14 protein-coding genes are annotated in these 15,459 nt (G+C 66.1%); 6 read left to right on the forward strand and 8 right to left on the reverse strand.

The features are described from left to right. The first annotated feature begins 36 nt into the window (after positions 1-36). Positions 37-489, forward strand: a complete 453-nt coding sequence (locus G3T14_RS13540; protein WP_348645271.1) for a GGDEF domain-containing protein — start codon at positions 37-39, stop codon at positions 487-489. 135 nt (positions 490-624) lie between these two features. On the opposite strand, the gene tolB is transcribed toward G3T14_RS13540, so the two are convergent. From tolB to tolQ, 4 genes are all read right to left on the reverse strand, one after another. Beyond that, the gene (tolB, locus tag G3T14_RS13545) at positions 625-1,914 is read right to left on the reverse strand and encodes a Tol-Pal system beta propeller repeat protein TolB (RefSeq protein ID WP_163643134.1); all 1,290 of its coding nucleotides are present in this window, start codon (positions 1,912-1,914) and stop codon (positions 625-627) included. A gap of 136 nt (positions 1,915-2,050) precedes the next feature. After that, on the reverse strand, positions 2,051-3,415 hold the full coding sequence (tolA, locus tag G3T14_RS13550; RefSeq protein WP_163643076.1) for a cell envelope integrity protein TolA: 1,365 nt from the start codon (positions 3,413-3,415) through the stop codon (positions 2,051-2,053). A 13-nt stretch (positions 3,416-3,428) separates the two neighbouring features. Then, positions 3,429-3,872, reverse strand: a complete 444-nt coding sequence (locus G3T14_RS13555) for an ExbD/TolR family protein (protein ID WP_163643077.1) — start codon at positions 3,870-3,872, stop codon at positions 3,429-3,431. Between the two features lie 29 nt (positions 3,873-3,901). Continuing rightward, a complete protein-coding gene (tolQ, locus tag G3T14_RS13560; RefSeq protein ID WP_163643078.1) occupies positions 3,902-4,618 on the reverse strand; it encodes a protein TolQ in 717 nt (238 codons plus the stop codon). Between the two features lie 351 nt (positions 4,619-4,969). Between tolQ and G3T14_RS13565 the strand changes: the two genes are divergently transcribed. After that, positions 4,970-6,220 carry a methyl-accepting chemotaxis protein gene (locus G3T14_RS13565; RefSeq protein ID WP_163643079.1) on the forward strand — a complete coding sequence of 417 codons (1,251 nt, stop codon included), beginning with the start codon at positions 4,970-4,972 and terminating at the stop codon, positions 6,218-6,220. A 199-nt stretch (positions 6,221-6,419) separates the two neighbouring features. Here G3T14_RS13565 and G3T14_RS13570 read toward each other — a convergent pair whose 3' ends face one another. Together G3T14_RS13570 and ybgC are read right to left on the reverse strand one after the other, a co-directional pair. Further along, entirely contained in the window at positions 6,420-7,535 is a 1,116-nt protein-coding gene (locus G3T14_RS13570) for a glycosyltransferase family 4 protein (protein WP_163643080.1), read from the reverse strand. A 310-nt stretch (positions 7,536-7,845) separates the two neighbouring features. Next, positions 7,846-8,262, reverse strand: coding sequence for a tol-pal system-associated acyl-CoA thioesterase (ybgC, locus tag G3T14_RS13575; protein ID WP_246733331.1), 417 nt, complete (start codon positions 8,260-8,262; stop codon positions 7,846-7,848). Between the two features lie 526 nt (positions 8,263-8,788). On the opposite strand from ybgC, the gene G3T14_RS24725 reads away from it, so the two are divergent. Continuing rightward, positions 8,789-9,757, forward strand: coding sequence for a hypothetical protein (locus tag G3T14_RS24725; RefSeq protein ID WP_204262853.1), 969 nt, complete (start codon positions 8,789-8,791; stop codon positions 9,755-9,757). A gap of 171 nt (positions 9,758-9,928) precedes the next feature. After that, positions 9,929-10,204 carry a YARHG domain-containing protein gene (locus tag G3T14_RS13585; RefSeq protein WP_163643081.1) on the forward strand — a complete coding sequence of 92 codons (276 nt, stop codon included), beginning with the start codon at positions 9,929-9,931 and terminating at the stop codon, positions 10,202-10,204. A 15-nt stretch (positions 10,205-10,219) separates the two neighbouring features. Here the strand turns inward: G3T14_RS13585 and G3T14_RS13590 are convergent, their stop codons facing one another. Beyond that, positions 10,220-11,404 carry a patatin-like phospholipase family protein gene (locus G3T14_RS13590; protein ID WP_163643082.1) on the reverse strand — a complete coding sequence of 395 codons (1,185 nt, stop codon included), beginning with the start codon at positions 11,402-11,404 and terminating at the stop codon, positions 10,220-10,222. Between the two features lie 512 nt (positions 11,405-11,916). On the opposite strand from G3T14_RS13590, the gene G3T14_RS13595 reads away from it, so the two are divergent. Together G3T14_RS13595 and G3T14_RS13600 are read left to right on the forward strand one after the other, a co-directional pair. Next, a complete protein-coding gene (locus G3T14_RS13595; protein ID WP_163643083.1) occupies positions 11,917-13,038 on the forward strand; it encodes a histidine kinase dimerization/phosphoacceptor domain -containing protein in 1,122 nt (373 codons plus the stop codon). Then, complete coding sequence (locus G3T14_RS13600; protein ID WP_163643084.1) at positions 13,035-13,484, forward strand: response regulator; 450 nt, start codon at positions 13,035-13,037, stop codon at positions 13,482-13,484. The genes G3T14_RS13595 and G3T14_RS13600 overlap by 4 nt, the downstream gene beginning before the upstream one ends. A 9-nt stretch (positions 13,485-13,493) precedes the next feature. On the opposite strand, the gene G3T14_RS13605 is transcribed toward G3T14_RS13600, so the two are convergent. Then, entirely contained in the window at positions 13,494-15,365 is a 1,872-nt protein-coding gene (locus G3T14_RS13605; protein WP_348645268.1) for an ABC transporter ATP-binding protein, read from the reverse strand. Positions 15,366-15,459 lie beyond the last annotated feature (94 nt).

Below are 15,459 nucleotides of genomic sequence, written 5' to 3' on the forward strand. Positions count from 1 at the left end.
TCCCTCACGTCGGGGATAGCTTAGCCTCCTGTCCAGATTTCCAGCACCACCTCACTCGCCGTCCTGATGATCGACGTCGATCACTTCAAGCTGTTCAACGATGCCCTCGGGCACCCGGCCGGAGACGATTGCCTTCGTGCCATCGCCGCGGCGCTATCGGGCGCGACACGCGGCACCGATCATTTCGTCGCCCGTTTCGGTGGCGAGGAATTCACGCTGGTCGCACGCAATCTCGATGGGCTCGGCGGGGCACGCCTCGCCAATACTCTGGTGACGGCCGTCGAGGCGCTCGGGATCCCACATCCGTCCAGACCCGATGGATCGGGGGTCATCACGATCAGCGTCGGAATCGCGCTCGGCGCCGGGAAGCGCGAGACCCTGTTCAGGGCCGCCGACGCGGCGCTCTACGCGGCCAAGCGCCGAGGCCGCAATCGCTACATGTTCGCGGATCGCCTCAATGGCATGCCTCTCCGCGAAGTCTCGGCCTGAGGGCTCGCCCCGACAGAGGGAGGCGATTTTCGAGAAAAGCCCCGCGCGAACGGGGCTTTCCAGTCTTGGAGATGGGGGCCCGCCGTCGGGGCATTGTCTTGCCTCCCCGAGTGGACGGGGAGGAAAACGCCGCTCCTACTTGCCCGACAGCAACGGCGACCAGGTCGGGTCCGAGGCGTAGGACGGGGTCGGCACCGGCTGTTCCACCTTGCCGGTGATGTCGACCATGTAGAGCTTGCCACCGCCCTGGCCGCCCGGATCGCGGAAGAACAGCACGTACTGGCCGTTGGGGGCGAAGGTCGGGCCCTCGTTGTGGAAGCCCTCCGTCAGCACGCGCTCGCCCGAACCGTCGGGCTTCATCACGCAGATGGCGAAGCCACCCTTGCGCTGGCGCGTGAAGGCGATGAGGTCGCCGCGCGGCGACCAGGCCGGCTGCGAGGCCGAGCCTTCACCGAAGGAGATGCGGGTCGGGTTGGAACCCGATGCGCCCATCACGTAGATCTGCTGCGAGCCGCCGCGATCCGATTCGAACACGATCTGGCCGCCGTCCGGCGAATAGGTCGGCGAGGTGTCGATGGCGTTGCCGTTCGTGATCGGCGTCTGCGACTTCGAGCCGAGATCCATCACCACGATATCGGCGTTGCCGCCTTCCTGCACGCTCATGACGATGCGCCGGCCGTCGGGCGAGAAGCGCGGGCTGGTGCTCATCGTGTCGAAATGGCCGACCGCCTGGCGCGAGCCGGTCTCCAGGTTGATGACCTGGACGCGCGGCTTCTGGCCCGTGGCCTGGGTCATGAAGGCGATGTCCTGCGTCGCCGGCGAATAGCGCGGGGCGACGATGGAATTCTCGCCATTGGTGAGCGCGCGGACATTGGCGCCGTCCTGGTCCATCACCATCAGGCGCTTGCGGCGGTTCTCCTTGGACCCGGATTCGTCGACGAAGGCGATGCGGCTGTCGAACCACGGCCCGAGCCCGGTGATCTTGGTGTAGACCGCGTCCGAGATCAGGTGGCCGGTGCGCCGGGCATTGGCCGGATCGGTGCCGTATTGCTGGCCGGTCATCTGCTGGCCCGAGGTGACGTCCCACAGGCGGAACTCGACCTTGAGCTTGCCGGAGGCGTCGCGGCCGACCCGGCCGGTCACCAGGCCCTGGACGCCGGCGGCCTTCCACTTGTCGAAGGCCGGAACCGCGTCGAAGCCCGGGCTCTCGGGGAACTTCGCCTTCTCCACCGGCGTGAAGTAGCCGGAGCGGCGCAGGTTGTTGGTCACCACGCTGGACACCAGCAGCCCGAGGCTCGCATCACCCGAGAAGTCGGCGATCGCGATCGGCATCGGCTGGAACGTGCCACCACCGATGCGCAGGTTGAGCTGCGCCCGTGCCGGGCTCGGTCCGAACAGGGCGAGGCCCGGCACCGCCAGGGTCATCGCCAGGGTGAGCGTGGCGAAGGTTCGGACGAGGGGCGAAGCGCGTCGCACGGAGGGGCGCCGCGAGGTCGAGCGATGAGGCATGATCGGTTCCGGGAACGGGGGAGGCGTGCAACGCGACGGTCCGAGGGAAGACTCAGACGCGCGAAAACTCGAACTCCGCGTTGATGGCTTTCCAGTCGTTGTAATACGGCGCGTATTGCGCCGGAATCTTGTAGGGCGCACAGCGGCGGACGGCGCGCAGCGCCGCCTCCGCGATGGAGCGATCGACCGCATTGCCGCCGCCGCGCATGATACGCGGTTCGCTGGTGAGCGTGCCGTCCTGGTTCAGGTGGATGTCGAGCATCGGCAGTACCACGCCCTGCGCCGCGCCGGGGGGCGCGGAGTAGCAGCGCTCGATCTGCTGCTGCAACATGCCGACCAGCGCATCGCGCAAGGATGGCGACAGCCGCTGAGCGTTGCCTGTCGCCGCGCCGAGGGATGCCGTGCGCTGGACCTCGCGGCCGGTGGCGCCGGTGGATTGCGAAGGCGCTTTCGAGGCGAGCAACTGCCGGATGTCGCCGGCGCTGAATTTATCCGCGATTTCGGCCTGCTTCTTGGCCTTGGCCTCGCCATCGGCTTTCGCCTTGGCATCGGCCACCGCCTTGGCTTTGGCCTTCGCAGCGGCGTCGGCCTTGGCTTTGGCGGCCGCATCCGCCTTGGCTTTCGCTTCGGCCTCGGCTTCCACCTTGGCCTCGGCGACCTCCTTCTGGTGTTCGGCCTCCGCCTTGGCCTTGGCGTCCGCTTTGGCTTTCGCCTCGGCTTCGGCCTTCTCGGCCTTGGCCTCCGCATCGGCCTTGGCCTTTGCGTCCGCCTTCGCCTTGGCTTTCGCCGCATCCGCCTTCGCGGCGGCCTCGGCCTTGGCTTCGGCCAGCGCCTCTTCCTTCTCGATGAGCTGGGCGAGTTGATCGCGCTTGACGGCCTCCGCCTTCTTGGCGACTGCCTCGGCCTTGGCCTCCGCGGCTGCGGCGGCTTTCGCCTCTGCGGCAGCGGCCTTCGCTTCAGCGGCCTTCGCCTCTGCGACTTTGGCTTGAGTCGCCTTCGCCTCCGCAGCCTTGGCTTCCTTGGCGGCCTCAGCCTTGGCCGCCTCTTCCCGCGCGTCCTTCTCGGGGTCGGAATCATTCGAGCGGAGCGGCATCTCCTCGGCGCTCGCGACCTTCATGTCGGCGGGGCGCTTCGGGGGGGCGGGGGCGTCGACCTTGGCGTTCTCCGGCTCGCGCTCCTCCACCTTGTCGGCGACGCGGTCGGCGCGCGAGGGCTTGGCCTGCGGCGTGTCGGCGTTGCGCTCGCCCTTGGTCAGCTCTGAAAACTGCTGCTCGGTCATCACCTCGACCGGTACGCCCTCCTGCGCGTCGGGCAGGGCCGGAGCCGCCACCGACAGCAGGGCGACCGTCAGGAGCCCGACATGCACGCCGGCCGAGACCCAGACACCCGGTTCCTGGCGCTTGAAGGGAAGCTTCACGGTCTCGCGTCCGCTACTTCTGATCGGGCTCTGTGACGAGGGCGACCTTCCTGAAGCCGCCGCCGGTCACGATCGCCATCACCTGGGCGACGCGGCCGTAATCGACCCGCTTGTCGCCGCGCACGAACACGCGCTCTTCGAAACCGGATTTCGACGTCTCGGTAAGCTTGCCCACGATGGTGTCGTCGGTGAGCTCGTCCTCACCGAGAAAAACCTGGCCGGTCTGGCGGATCGAGAGCGTCACCGGCTTGGTGTCGGAGTTGAGCGGGCTCGCCTTGGATTGCGGCAGATCGAGGGGCACGCCCACCGTCATCATCGGTGCGGCCACCATGAAAACGATCAGCAGCACCAGCACGACGTCGATGAACGGCGTCATGTTGATCTCGTTGATGGCGGCGTGCCGGCGTCCGCGCCGCCGCCTGCCACCACCCTGCGCTGCTCCGTGGGCCATGCCCATGATCGATCCTCAGGGTTGAAGGGGGTGGATCAGGCGACGAGCGAGAGCCGCTCGTCGATCTGGCGCGACAGGATGGCGGAGAACTCGTCGGCGAAGCCTTCGAGGCGCGATTGCTGCTTGGCCACGGTCGCCTGAAGCTTGTTGTAGGCGAGCACCGCCGGAATCGCCGCGAACAGGCCGATGGCGGTGGCGAACAACGCCTCGGCGATGCCGGGAGCGACCACGGCGAGCGAGGTGTTCTTGGAGGCCGCGATCGAGGTGAAGGCGGTCATGATGCCCCACACGGTGCCGAACAGGCCGATATAGGGGCCGGCGGAGCCGATGGAGGCGAGAAACAGCAGCCGCGATTCGAGACGCTCGACCTCGCGCTGGATGGTCACGTCGAGGGTCTTGTCGATGCGTTGCGACAGGCTCTGGATCTGGCGGCCCGTTCCCTCGAACGAACGCTTCCACTCGCGCATGGCGGCCACGAACAGGGCGCCGAGCCCGCTGGCCGGACGGTCGTTGAACGAGCGGTAGAGTTCCTCGAGCGAACGGCCGGACCAGAACGCCTCCTCGAAAGCGTCCATCTCGGCCTTGGTGCGGCGGAACAGCAAAGTCTTGTCGACGATGATCGACCAGCACCACACCGAGGCGCCAAGCAGCCCCAGCATCACGACCTTGACCACGAAATGGGCCTGCAGGAACAGGCCGAGCAGGGTCATATCCGGCGCTGGTAGCGCCTGCATGGCATCGGCTGGGTTCATGACACGATCCTCGAAAAACCCTGCGGGAAGCCGCCGCGGGACCGGCGGCCCGACCCTCGCGCTTCGACCGGAACCCTGAGTGATTTCAAGGCTCAATGACCCGTGAATCTGTCGAAAGTATGGGCCGGTCTTGTGCACCGCACTGGAGCGCTTCGCACGCAGTTAAGCGCGCGACAGGGTTAATATTGTGTTGTGATCGCGGTTCGCCGTGCCGCCGCGTTCGGCCGTCGCGCCCGCGAATGCGGAGGCAATAGTGGCACAGGATGAGTTGAGCTTGTTTTTACTTTAATTATTTTTTAATCCTTAAATAGCATGATGATTTGACTAAGTTTGAACTGATAGGGTGCGGTCATGAACCCCCAAAGATCTCTGCTCAGTGCATTTCGAAGCGCCCCCAAGAGCGATTCCAGCATCGAGTCCAAGACCGACATCGAAGCGGTGATCAACGCGCTTCCGGTCAACGTCCTCGTGCTCGACCCCGTCAGCGCGAACATCACCTATGCCAACCGGCGCAGCGTCGAGACGATGCACGCGCTGCGGCAATACCTGCCCCGGGAGGTGAATCCCGATCAGATGGTCGGGACATCGATGGATGTGTTCCACAAGAACCCCAACCACCAGCGCAGCATCGTCGCCGATCCCACGCGCCTGCCCTGGCGCACCAAGATCCGCCTCGGACCCAAGACCCTCGATCTGCACGTCTCTGCGGTGATGTCGGGGGGAACCTACATCGCGGCCGTGCTGTCCTGGGCGGACGTGACGCCGTTCACCGATGCGATCTCGGCCTTCGATGCCTCGATCCAGACCGCCCTCGATGCCGCCGGCAGCGCGACCAACACCATGCGTGATTCGGCCAACCAGGTTCTGGAGAAGACGGGCGAGACTTCCGAGGCGGCTGCCACAGCCTCCACCGGGGCCGGCGGCACCTCGACCAATGTCAAAACCGTCGCCCGGGCGGTGGAGGAGTTGAATTCCGCCAATGCCGAGATCACGCAGCAGATGAACCGCTCGCGCGCAGTGACCAGCGAGGCGGTCGAGGAAGCCCGCCAGGCGGTGGAGAGCGTGCGTGCGCTCAGCGAAAACTCCAATCATATCGGCCAGGTCGTCGGGATGATCGGCCAGATCGCGAGTCAGACCAATCTCCTGGCCCTGAACGCCACCATCGAGGCGGCCCGGGCCGGTGCCTCCGGACGCGGCTTTGCCGTCGTCGCCAGCGAAGTGAAGGAACTCGCCGCCCAGACCGCCCGGGCAACCGAGGATGTCTCGCGCCAGGTCGCGATGATCCAGACCGCCACCACCACCACCGCCACCACCATCGAGCGCATCGCCGCGATCATCGCCCGCATCGACGAAAGCGCGATCTCCGTGGGGTCGGCGGTGGAGGAGCAATCGGCGACCTCCACCGAGATTCGCCGCAGCATCGACGAGGCCTCGGTCCGCACCGACACCGTGAGTACCAGCGTCAGGGCTGTGGCGGCGAGCGCCGATGAATCCGCCGGATCCGCGCAGAACATGCTGCGGGCCACAGCCGACCTCAACCGCGAGATCGAGACGGTCGCAGCGGCCGTGAAGGTCTTCCTCGGCGAGGTGCGCAAGATCTGACCCGCGGATTCCGATCGCGTCGGTGCGGGACAGCGCGCGCGCCGCCGCGCACGGGCCGCGCGGTCGCCTGAAGCGCTTCCGAGTGGTGAAATGTGAAGGTTGGTATTCAGCCCTGAGTCGCTGTGATGGGTGGAGTTGCGGGTCGTTTCGTTCGTATCGATCCGGACATGATTACGGGCATCACCGACCCGCAGCAGGGCTAAGCCGCAAAGTCGGCCTCTCTCGCGTCAGACGGTATCTTGGGGCGACGGCCCAGAGGCTGGGCGTGGGTCTGAATGACGTGGCGATAGACTTCCAGGTATCGGTCGGTCATCGCCTCCGCATCGAAGAGTGTCTCCGCCCGATCTCGGCAGGCGCGGCGCGACAGGCTTGCGGCCTCGCGGATCGCGGCACCGAGGGCGTCGGCATCGTCGGGTTCGGCAAGCCGTCCGCAGCTGACGTCGAGGACGTGGGCCATCGCGCCGCGGCGGAAGGCGGCGACCGGTGTGCCGCAGGCGAGCGCCTCGGCGGCCACGAGACCGAACGCCTCCTCCCAACGCGGCGAGACGATTGCCACCCGTGCCTGACCGATTTGACGGGCAAGGTCACGATGCGAGAGGTGTCCGAGGTCGATCAGGTCCGACCCGAGGCGTGGTGCGATCTCGGCCGCCCAATACGCCGGGTCGAGTTTCGGTCCGGCAAAGTGCAGGGGCAGGCCCGCGGCACGTGCCGCGTCGATGGCAAGGTGCAGTCCCTTCTCCGGGACGATGCGGCCCGACCAGATCGCATGGAATGGGGCTTCGGGCGCGGCCTTGTAGGCGAAGATCGCGAGATCGATACCGTTGCCGACCACCTGCGCGTGGGGCACGATCTCGGACCATGTCTGCGCCAGCGATGACGACACCGCCAGAAACGTCATCCCGGGCGCCGCAGCCTTCACCCCTTCGACAAGCGAATCGAAAGGCGGCGTATGCAGGACCGTGACCCACGGCACGGTCATCCCAGCGCTCGCCCGCAGCGGCAGGTCGTCCAAGGCGTTGTTGTGCACGCAATCGAAGTCCCCGGCACGGATCAGATCCATCATCGCCAGGTAGGCCGCACGTTCGACGTCGTGGATGGCGACCTCGTGGTCGGCGTCGCCATCCAGGGCGATGCCGGTCGGGTCGCACAGGGCGACCGGGTCGAGGTCAGGATCGGAACCGGCGCTCGCGAACAACGTGACCGCATGTCCGCGACGCTTCAGCGTCTGGACGAGGAGATGGGTGTGCATCTCGAGGCCACCCGCGTAGGGCTCGGCGATCGGGTATTTGAGGTGTGCGACGACTGCGATCTTCACGTGAGAACCTGGCGTGGTAGTCCCCGCAATCGAATTTGCGACGACGCTCCGCATCAAAGCAACGAAACATGAAGAGAGCGTCTTATTGCGGATACGACAACCCTCGACTGGCGGTCCGAACGCATTGGGATATCGACCGTAGCATTGCCGGTGCGTCGTACACCTAAGCCGCGAGGACAAACTGGGGCAGAGGTTCGCTGACACTTGATCCGCGAACCTCTGCTTTAGAAGACGATGATGATCGACTGCGAGGACGCGGTTGAGTCGACATCGGATGCAGCGCGTAAGTACCGAGCTCGGATTTTCCCGACTATCCAGGCATGAGCGCCGCCCGCAGCCCGTCCGGCAGGCGGATCGCCCGGCCGTCGCGCACGCAGGCGACGACGACGTCGGCCTTCACCAACAGGGTGTCGGCCCGCCGGACCTCCTGGGCGAGATGCATCGAGGCGCCCTTCATTTCGGAGGTCCAGGTCCGCACGTCGAGGAGATCGTCCATCCGCGCCGGTTTGGCGTAGTCGATCACCATTCGGCGCACGACGAAATGCAGTCCGCCCGCTTCCCGGTGCAGATCCGACTGGTCGCCCGCCAAGCCGCGCAGGAGTTCGGTGCGTCCGCGCTCCATGAAGCGCAGGTAGCTCGCATGATAGACGAAGCCGGAGAAATCGGTGTCCTCGTAGTAAACTCGCAAGGACAGGGAGTGGATTCCGGCCGGATCGGTCTTATGCAACGCCAGTCTCCCGGTTTCAAAGGCTCGGTGGCCCGCTTCAACGCAGCGAGGATCGCCGGCTTCACGAACGAACCACCAAGTGCAGCCGCCCGGAGCGCTTCCGCGAGAGGTGGGCGCGGCTCAGTCGAAGACCCTGCGCGACCGTAAATTCTTGTCGTCGTTCCGTCGCGACGGACATGGCTCTAGCAGATTCCGGACTGCCGACAATCTGCAGGCTGTACTCCGCGGCGTTCGCCACCCTGGGGACCCGCCTAACGATAATTCTTAAGGTCGCCGAGCTATTTACCACTGAGCTTGGCTGTAGGCCCTTGCTGCGCATACGGGTGCGCGCCATACGGGATGCCGGTTGCATTGATGACTTCATCATTCAAATCGGGCGACGCGCCATTTGACCCGATTTGACCCGGTCATTCCGCAATTGAATCAGCACAGAGCCATCTGTCTCCGAATTTTCCAAGCGCTGTTCAGTAGTAAAACCACAAATCAAAACAAACGTCGTGCATCGCCGATGCACAGGAGGATCATCATGAAAATTCATTTCCTTTCGGCAGCTTTGGTCGCCGCTCTGGCGCCGGTTCTGGTGGCCGGCCCTCTGCAGGCGGCCGAGCGGACCGGGTTCGAGATGGTCAAGGGCTGGGAGATCGAACGCACGGTGGGCGATACCGGCCCGAGCGCCTGCCTGATGAGCCACACCTACAAGGACAAGGACGACAACAACGCCGTCAATGGCATCATCTTCGCACTGAACGGCTCGGAAACCGCCCTGGTTCTGGTCTACGAGAAGTGGGAGTGGGACAAGAACGAGAAGATGAAGGTTCCGCTCACGCTGGACAAGAAGCGCTATGCCGCCAATTCGGCCTGGGTCGGTGACGGACAGACCCTGACCGGCACGTTCCCGGACAGCATCGTGCCGAACCTGATGGCGGCCAAGAAGCTCATTCTCACGTTCGACAATGGCGAGGCCGATTTCGAGATCGGCAACTTCGCCGAAGGATACGAGTCCCTGCGGCGCTGCAACGCCACCAAGGTCGCCGCTCCGATGGCTGCTGCGCCCGCGACGCCGGCACCGGTCACGCCGGCACCCGCCCCGGCCATGGCGGCCACCGGCGGCTACAAGGTCATGACGATCGGCACCGGTGCCGACTTCGTCGGCTGTCTCGCCCAGAACGAACCCCTGGGACTCGGCGTCGTGGCTGTCGGCTCCAGCGTGGCTTTGATCGCCAACTCGTCGAAATTTCCGTTCGAGAAGGGCGTCGACGTGAAGGGCTCTTGGAAGATCGATGGCGGAGAGGCGATGAGCTTCGCCGCGAAGACCGATACGGCCCACACCGTGACCATCGACGTGCCTAACACCCGGGAGGCCGTCACCAGCCTCACCACCGGCAAGGCCGTGGCGATCCAGGCCAACGGCGTGGACGTGCCGTTCGCCCTCGGCCCGATGAAACAGGCCTTCACCGATCTGGGCATCTGCATGGAAACCAAGAAGGCGCCCTGATCCGCGCGCCCGACACCCCGCCCGGTCCGCCTGCCTGCGTGCAGGACGGACCGGGCGTCCTTCCATTGATGCCCAAGCTGCCTGCCAAACCAACCGCCCCGCCTGGGCTGCGGCGCGATCTCGCTACAGGACCGGCGCCAGCCACCGGGCTCCTGCCACCGGAATCCTGCCATGCGCCACCGCGTTCACCTCTCGCTGAGCCTTTTGCCGTCGCTCCTCCTCGGCGCGCCGGCCCATGCGGCATTCCCGTGCGACGCGCTGTGGGGCGAACGCAATGCCGTCTATGCCGAAGCGGGCTATTGCTTCCGCACACCGCGCGGGATCGCGGCTTTCGGCAATGCCGCGTGCCGGTTCGACGACATCCGCGATGTCCCGCTCTCCGCCCGCGACCGACGCAAGGTGGAGGAGATCACTCGTGAGGAACGGCAGAACGGCTGCCGCGACTGACGGCTTTGCGCGCCCTTAGCGCGCCTCGGTCATCGCCTTGAGCAGCGGCGCGGTCGGAACGCTCTTGCGCCAGAACGTACCGGTATGCCCCGCCTCGTAGCCGGCCTCGTAGAGCTTGCGCATGTATCCGGTATCGAACCCGCGCGCCGCCGTGGTGTTGGGGCTCGATTCGTCGATATAGGTCAGGTTGAAGCCGATACCGTTGCTGCGCGTGAAGGCATAGGTGGAGGCCAGGGTCGCCCGGCTGCGGGCGCGGCTCGCCGTTGTGAACGACCGCTCGACGATGGAGAGGGTGTTGTTCTGGGCGAGATCGAATTCCGGCTCGAGACGGCCGTTGATGATGACGTAGATGTCGGACTTGGACCCGGCCTTGAACCGCCCGTCACGCAGCAGGAACGATTGCGGCAGGGTGAATACCGGGGTCACCACCGAGCCGTCCACGTGCATCTCCTGGAAGGAGCGGCCCTCCGCCTGCACGTCAACCAATTGCGGCGGGAACACCGCCGGGATGCTGGCCGAGGCGGTCAGCACGTCGGCGAACAGGTCGAGTGCGGTGGGGCCGCCATTCGTGGCGATCGCACCCATGTTCCAGATCACGGCGCGTTGGGAATCGAGGTTGGTGGTCACCACGAGGAGACGGCGGCCCTTGGCGTGCTGGGCGGCCACCGCCACCAGCAGGTCCGGCGTCACGTAGCGGCGCACCAGGTCGCGCAGGCGCCCGTCGCCGAACAAGCCGGAGCCGAACAGCACGTTGGTGACGCTCGGCGATTGCACCAGGGTGGAGGCGACGCCGCTCGTGTAGATGTCCTTGAGGATATTATCATATTCGGGGCCGACGAAGGCGAAGGGCGCGATCAGCGCGCCGGTGGAGACACCGGACACCAGGGAGAATTCGGGCCGCTTGCCCGAATCCGTCCAGCCGTTGAGGATTCCTGCGCCGTAGGCCCCGTCGCCGCCGCCGCCCGACAGGGCGAGATAGGCGAACGGCACCTTCTTGTTCTCGGGGCGCGCCGACATCTCGGTGAAGGTCTTCTCGGACGCATCCGCGTAGGCGCGAATCGACAGATCCATCCCAGGCACGGTGGCCGCCGCGGCCTCGCTTGCCGTGTAAGGCACGCGCGGGGTCGAGCCACAGGCCCCGAGTTGGCCCGCGATCAGCAGGGCGACCAGGCCGCGCGACCATCCGAAACGCTGAGACATCGTCATATCCAATTGCCCAGCCCCTACCCGCCAAGCGTAACACGAATGGAGCTTGGCCGTTCCGGCCGAATTCCGCCAGGGCGCGCGAGCACGCGGACGTGTTGCATCCGGGCCGCGGTCGGAGGCGGCTCGGCGGGCAGAGATCGGTTCGACGGTCAGGAACTCCGAGGCCATGACATCGAGCGGCCAAGACATCCAGCGGCCAAGACCGGCAAGATAGCCAACCGGCAAGACAATTTGCCACTCGCGTCGGTTTGGCGTGAACTTCCCGGGCGCGACTCCGTTGAGCAATCTGCGGCAAAGGTTGAACGGCCCTTTCCGGTTCTCACCAACGGTCTAACGCACGTTCAGAAGGCCGGGCAGGCCTGCTTCCGCATCACCAGGCGGGATCGATCATGCGCATCACCAGGCGGGATCGATCATGAGGGGGTGGCACCCCGTCTGACTGCCTTTTCACGCCCATGCCGAACGCCCAAGCCAGGCTCAGACCAGGACACGAAAGCACGCGGACGATGGAACGGGAAGACGCTTGGCATCTCACGGACGACCTGATGGTCGAGCACGGCAAGGGCGATCCCTTCGCCGCAGCGATCCGCGCGACCCGCATGGCGATGATCGTCACCGATCCGCGGCGGGAGGACAACGCCATCGTGTTCGTCAACGATGCCTTCCTGCGCCTGAGCGGCTATGAGCGCGACGAGATCATGGGGCGCAATTGCCGATTCCTGCAGGGCCCGGACACCGACCCCAACTCCATCCAGCAGATCCGCGAAGCAGTGGCCGGTCGGCGCGACATCGCCATCGACCTCCTGAACTATCGCAAGGACGGAACCCAGTTCTGGAACGCGCTCTACATGAGCCCGGTCATCAACGAGGACGGCCAGCTCGTCTACTTCTTCGCCTCCCAGCTCGACGTGACCGACCGCGTCGATGCGCAGATGCGGACGCAGGGTGAGAAGGAGCACTTCGAGCGTGAGGTCGCCCTGCGCACGCGGGAGCTGACGAGCGCGCTGGCGGCCAAGACGATGCTGGTCCACGAAGTCGATCACCGGGTGAAGAACAACCTCCAGATGATCGCCTCGCTGCTCACCATGCAGACCCGGAGCATCACCGATCCGACCGCGCGCGCGGTGATGAAATCGATGCTGAGCCGCGTCGAGGCGCTCGGCACGGTCCACAAGCGGCTCTACCAGTCCAACGACGTGGAGCGGTTCGACGTGGCGGAATTCGCGCGGGAACTCGGCACCGACCTCCTGCGCGGCTCGGGCCGCACCGGGATCAGCCTGCATTTCGACCTGGAAGCGGTGGAAGTGCCGGTGGAAAAGGCGCCGGCGATCGCACTGATGATGAACGAGCTTCTCACCAATGCGCTCAAACACGCCTTTCCCGACGAACGGACGGGTCGGCTCTCGATCACGGTGCGACCGGATGGGCGTCATTTCGGGATCAAGATCATCGACAACGGCGTTGGGATGCCGAGAGATGTGGTCGGCGGCCGCTCCTTCGGGAAACGGTTGATCGAAAGCCTGGCACGCCAATTGAGTGCTAGCATCGCTTGGTCACCGGCCGGTCCCGGCACGATGATCGACATTCGTCTGCCACGCGAGACGGCGGACAGCAGGGAGCAGACGTGAGTGAACCCCTCCGGATCTTGATTGCGGAAGACGAAGCACTCATTCTCATGCAGCTCGAACTCCTGTTGGAGGATGCTGGGCATATCGTGGTCGGGGGTGCAGCGACCGCCGAGGAAGCCATCGCGATGGCCCATCGCACCCAGCCCGATCTCGTCTTCGTCGATCTCCAATTGCGGGACGGCTCGTCCGGTCTCGATATCGTCAGGGCCCTTCGCGACACCGGCGGCCCCGCGATGGTGTTCATCACCGCCAATGCGCGTCAGTTCACGAACGAGTTCGGTGGAGCGATCGGTGTGATCGCCAAGCCGTTCACCGAAGCGGTGATCGAAGACACCCTGTCGTTCCTCGCAGAATGCGTACGGAGCCCGCCACCCGCGATGCAGACGCCGCTGGGCTTGCGCCTCGCACCGGATTATCGCGCCCATCTCGAGAGCCTGCGCGCCTGAGGCGCCGGTTTAGCGGTAGCCGGCTGCCTGCAGCTCGAACAATTCGGAGTAGCGTCCGCCGAGCGCCTGGAGTTCGGCATGGGTACCGGATTCGAGGACCCGTCCGCCCTCCAGAACAAGAATGCGGTCGGCCATGCGCACGGTGGAGAAGCGGTGCGAGATCAGCACCGCGGTGCGGCCGTGGCTCAGCTCGCGAAAGCGCTGGAACACCTCGAACTCCGCCCGGGCGTCCAAAGCGGCAGTGGGCTCGTCGAGGATCAGGATTTCGGCCTCACGCATATAGGCCCGGCTGAGCGCGATCTTCTGCCACTCGCCACCCGAAAGGTCGACGCCGTCCTCGAAACGCTTGCCGAGCGGCTGGTCGTAGCCGAGGGGCAGGCGCCCGATCACCGCGTCGGCGAGGCTGCGCCCGGCCGCACGGGCGATGCGGTCGGAATCGTCGCGCTCGGCGATCCGGCCCACCGCGACGTTCTCGGCCGCGGTGAAGCTGAAGCGCACGAAATCCTGGAAGATCACCCCGATCCGGGCGCGCAACGCGTCGAGGTCGTAAGCGGCGAGGGGCCGGCCGTCGAGAAGGATGCGGCCTTCGGTGGGGTCATAGAGGCGGGTGAGGAGCTTGACGATGGTGGTCTTGCCGGCACCGTTCTCGCCCACCAGCGCCAGCACCTCGCCGGCCGCGAGGGTGAAACTCAATCCGCGCACCGCCCAGGTCTCCGTGCCGGGGTAGCGAAAGCCCACCGCCTCGAACACGATGCCGGTGGCGATGGGGTGCGGGAACGCCACAGGGTCGGCGGGCGAGCGGATGGTGGGCACCACCGCGAAGAACGAGAACAGGTCGTCGAGATACTGCGCCTGCGACGCGATCTGCGAGAAGCCGAGCAGCAGGCCCTCGATCAGGCCGCGCAGGCGCTGGAACGAGCCGGCCAGGAAGGCGAGATCGCCGATGGAGAATTGCCCGGCCACGGTGCGCCAGACGATGGTGGCGTAGGCGGCGTAATAGGCGAGCGTGCCGAGAGCGGCGAAGGCCCCGCCCCAGCCGGCCCGGCGCAGGGCCAGCGCCCGGTTGTCGGCCACGAGCTTGTCGGCGAGCGCCGCGTAGCGGTCGGCGATGTAGCCGTTCAACCCGAACAGCTTGACCTCCTTGGCCGATTCCACGCTGGCACCGAGGTAGCGCAAATAGTCGATCTGGCGCCGCTCCGGGGTGCGGGTCCAGGCGAGCCGGTAGCCCTGGCGGTTGAAGTAGGTCTCGTTGAGGAACGCCGGGACCAGTGCACAGGCGAGCAGCAGGATCAGCCACGGCGCATAGGCCACGAGCCCGGCGGCGAAGGACACCAGCGTGACGAGGTCCTGCCCCTGGCCGAACAACTGAAGCAGCAGGTTCGAGCGGCCGGTGACCTGACGCCGGGCCCGCTCCAGCCGATCCTGCTGGGCCGCGTCCTCGAACTGTTCGAGGTCGAGTTCAGCGGCGTGGCGCATGAGCGCCAAGGTGGCGGTATTGCCGTAGAGATCGGCCACGATCCCGTCGACGAGGGTACTGGCCCGTCCCAGAAGGTCGGCGAGGATGGCCAGCGCCAGTTCGGCGGCGACGAGGCCGATGAGCCGGGTCAGGGCCGGATCGGCCAACCAGCCGGCGAGGCCGAGGCCGTCGGAATGGCTCCGCGCATGCTCGGCCACGATGGCGTCGAGGATGAGCTTGCCGAGATAGAGCATCAGCACCGGCAGGCTCGCCCGCACGAGGCGCAAGCCCAGGCTCACGACGAGCAGGCGCGGGCTCGCCGCATAGACCATGCGGAACAGGGCGGGCAGGTGGCGCAGGGCGCCGAGGCGCTCGGCCAGAATCCCGCGCGGCGGAACATCGGCTCGGGAGGGGGAGGAGGACACGGACATCGGCGCGGACCATGCCGAGCGCGCGCGGTCCCGTCGATCCCGCGAAGACCGTTTCCCGTGTCGCAGGCGGTGCGGCGACCTGGTCCGG

Origin of the sequence: Methylobacterium sp. BTF04 (genome assembly GCF_010692745.1) — a bacterium.
Classification (GTDB): domain Bacteria; phylum Pseudomonadota; class Alphaproteobacteria; order Rhizobiales; family Beijerinckiaceae; genus Methylobacterium.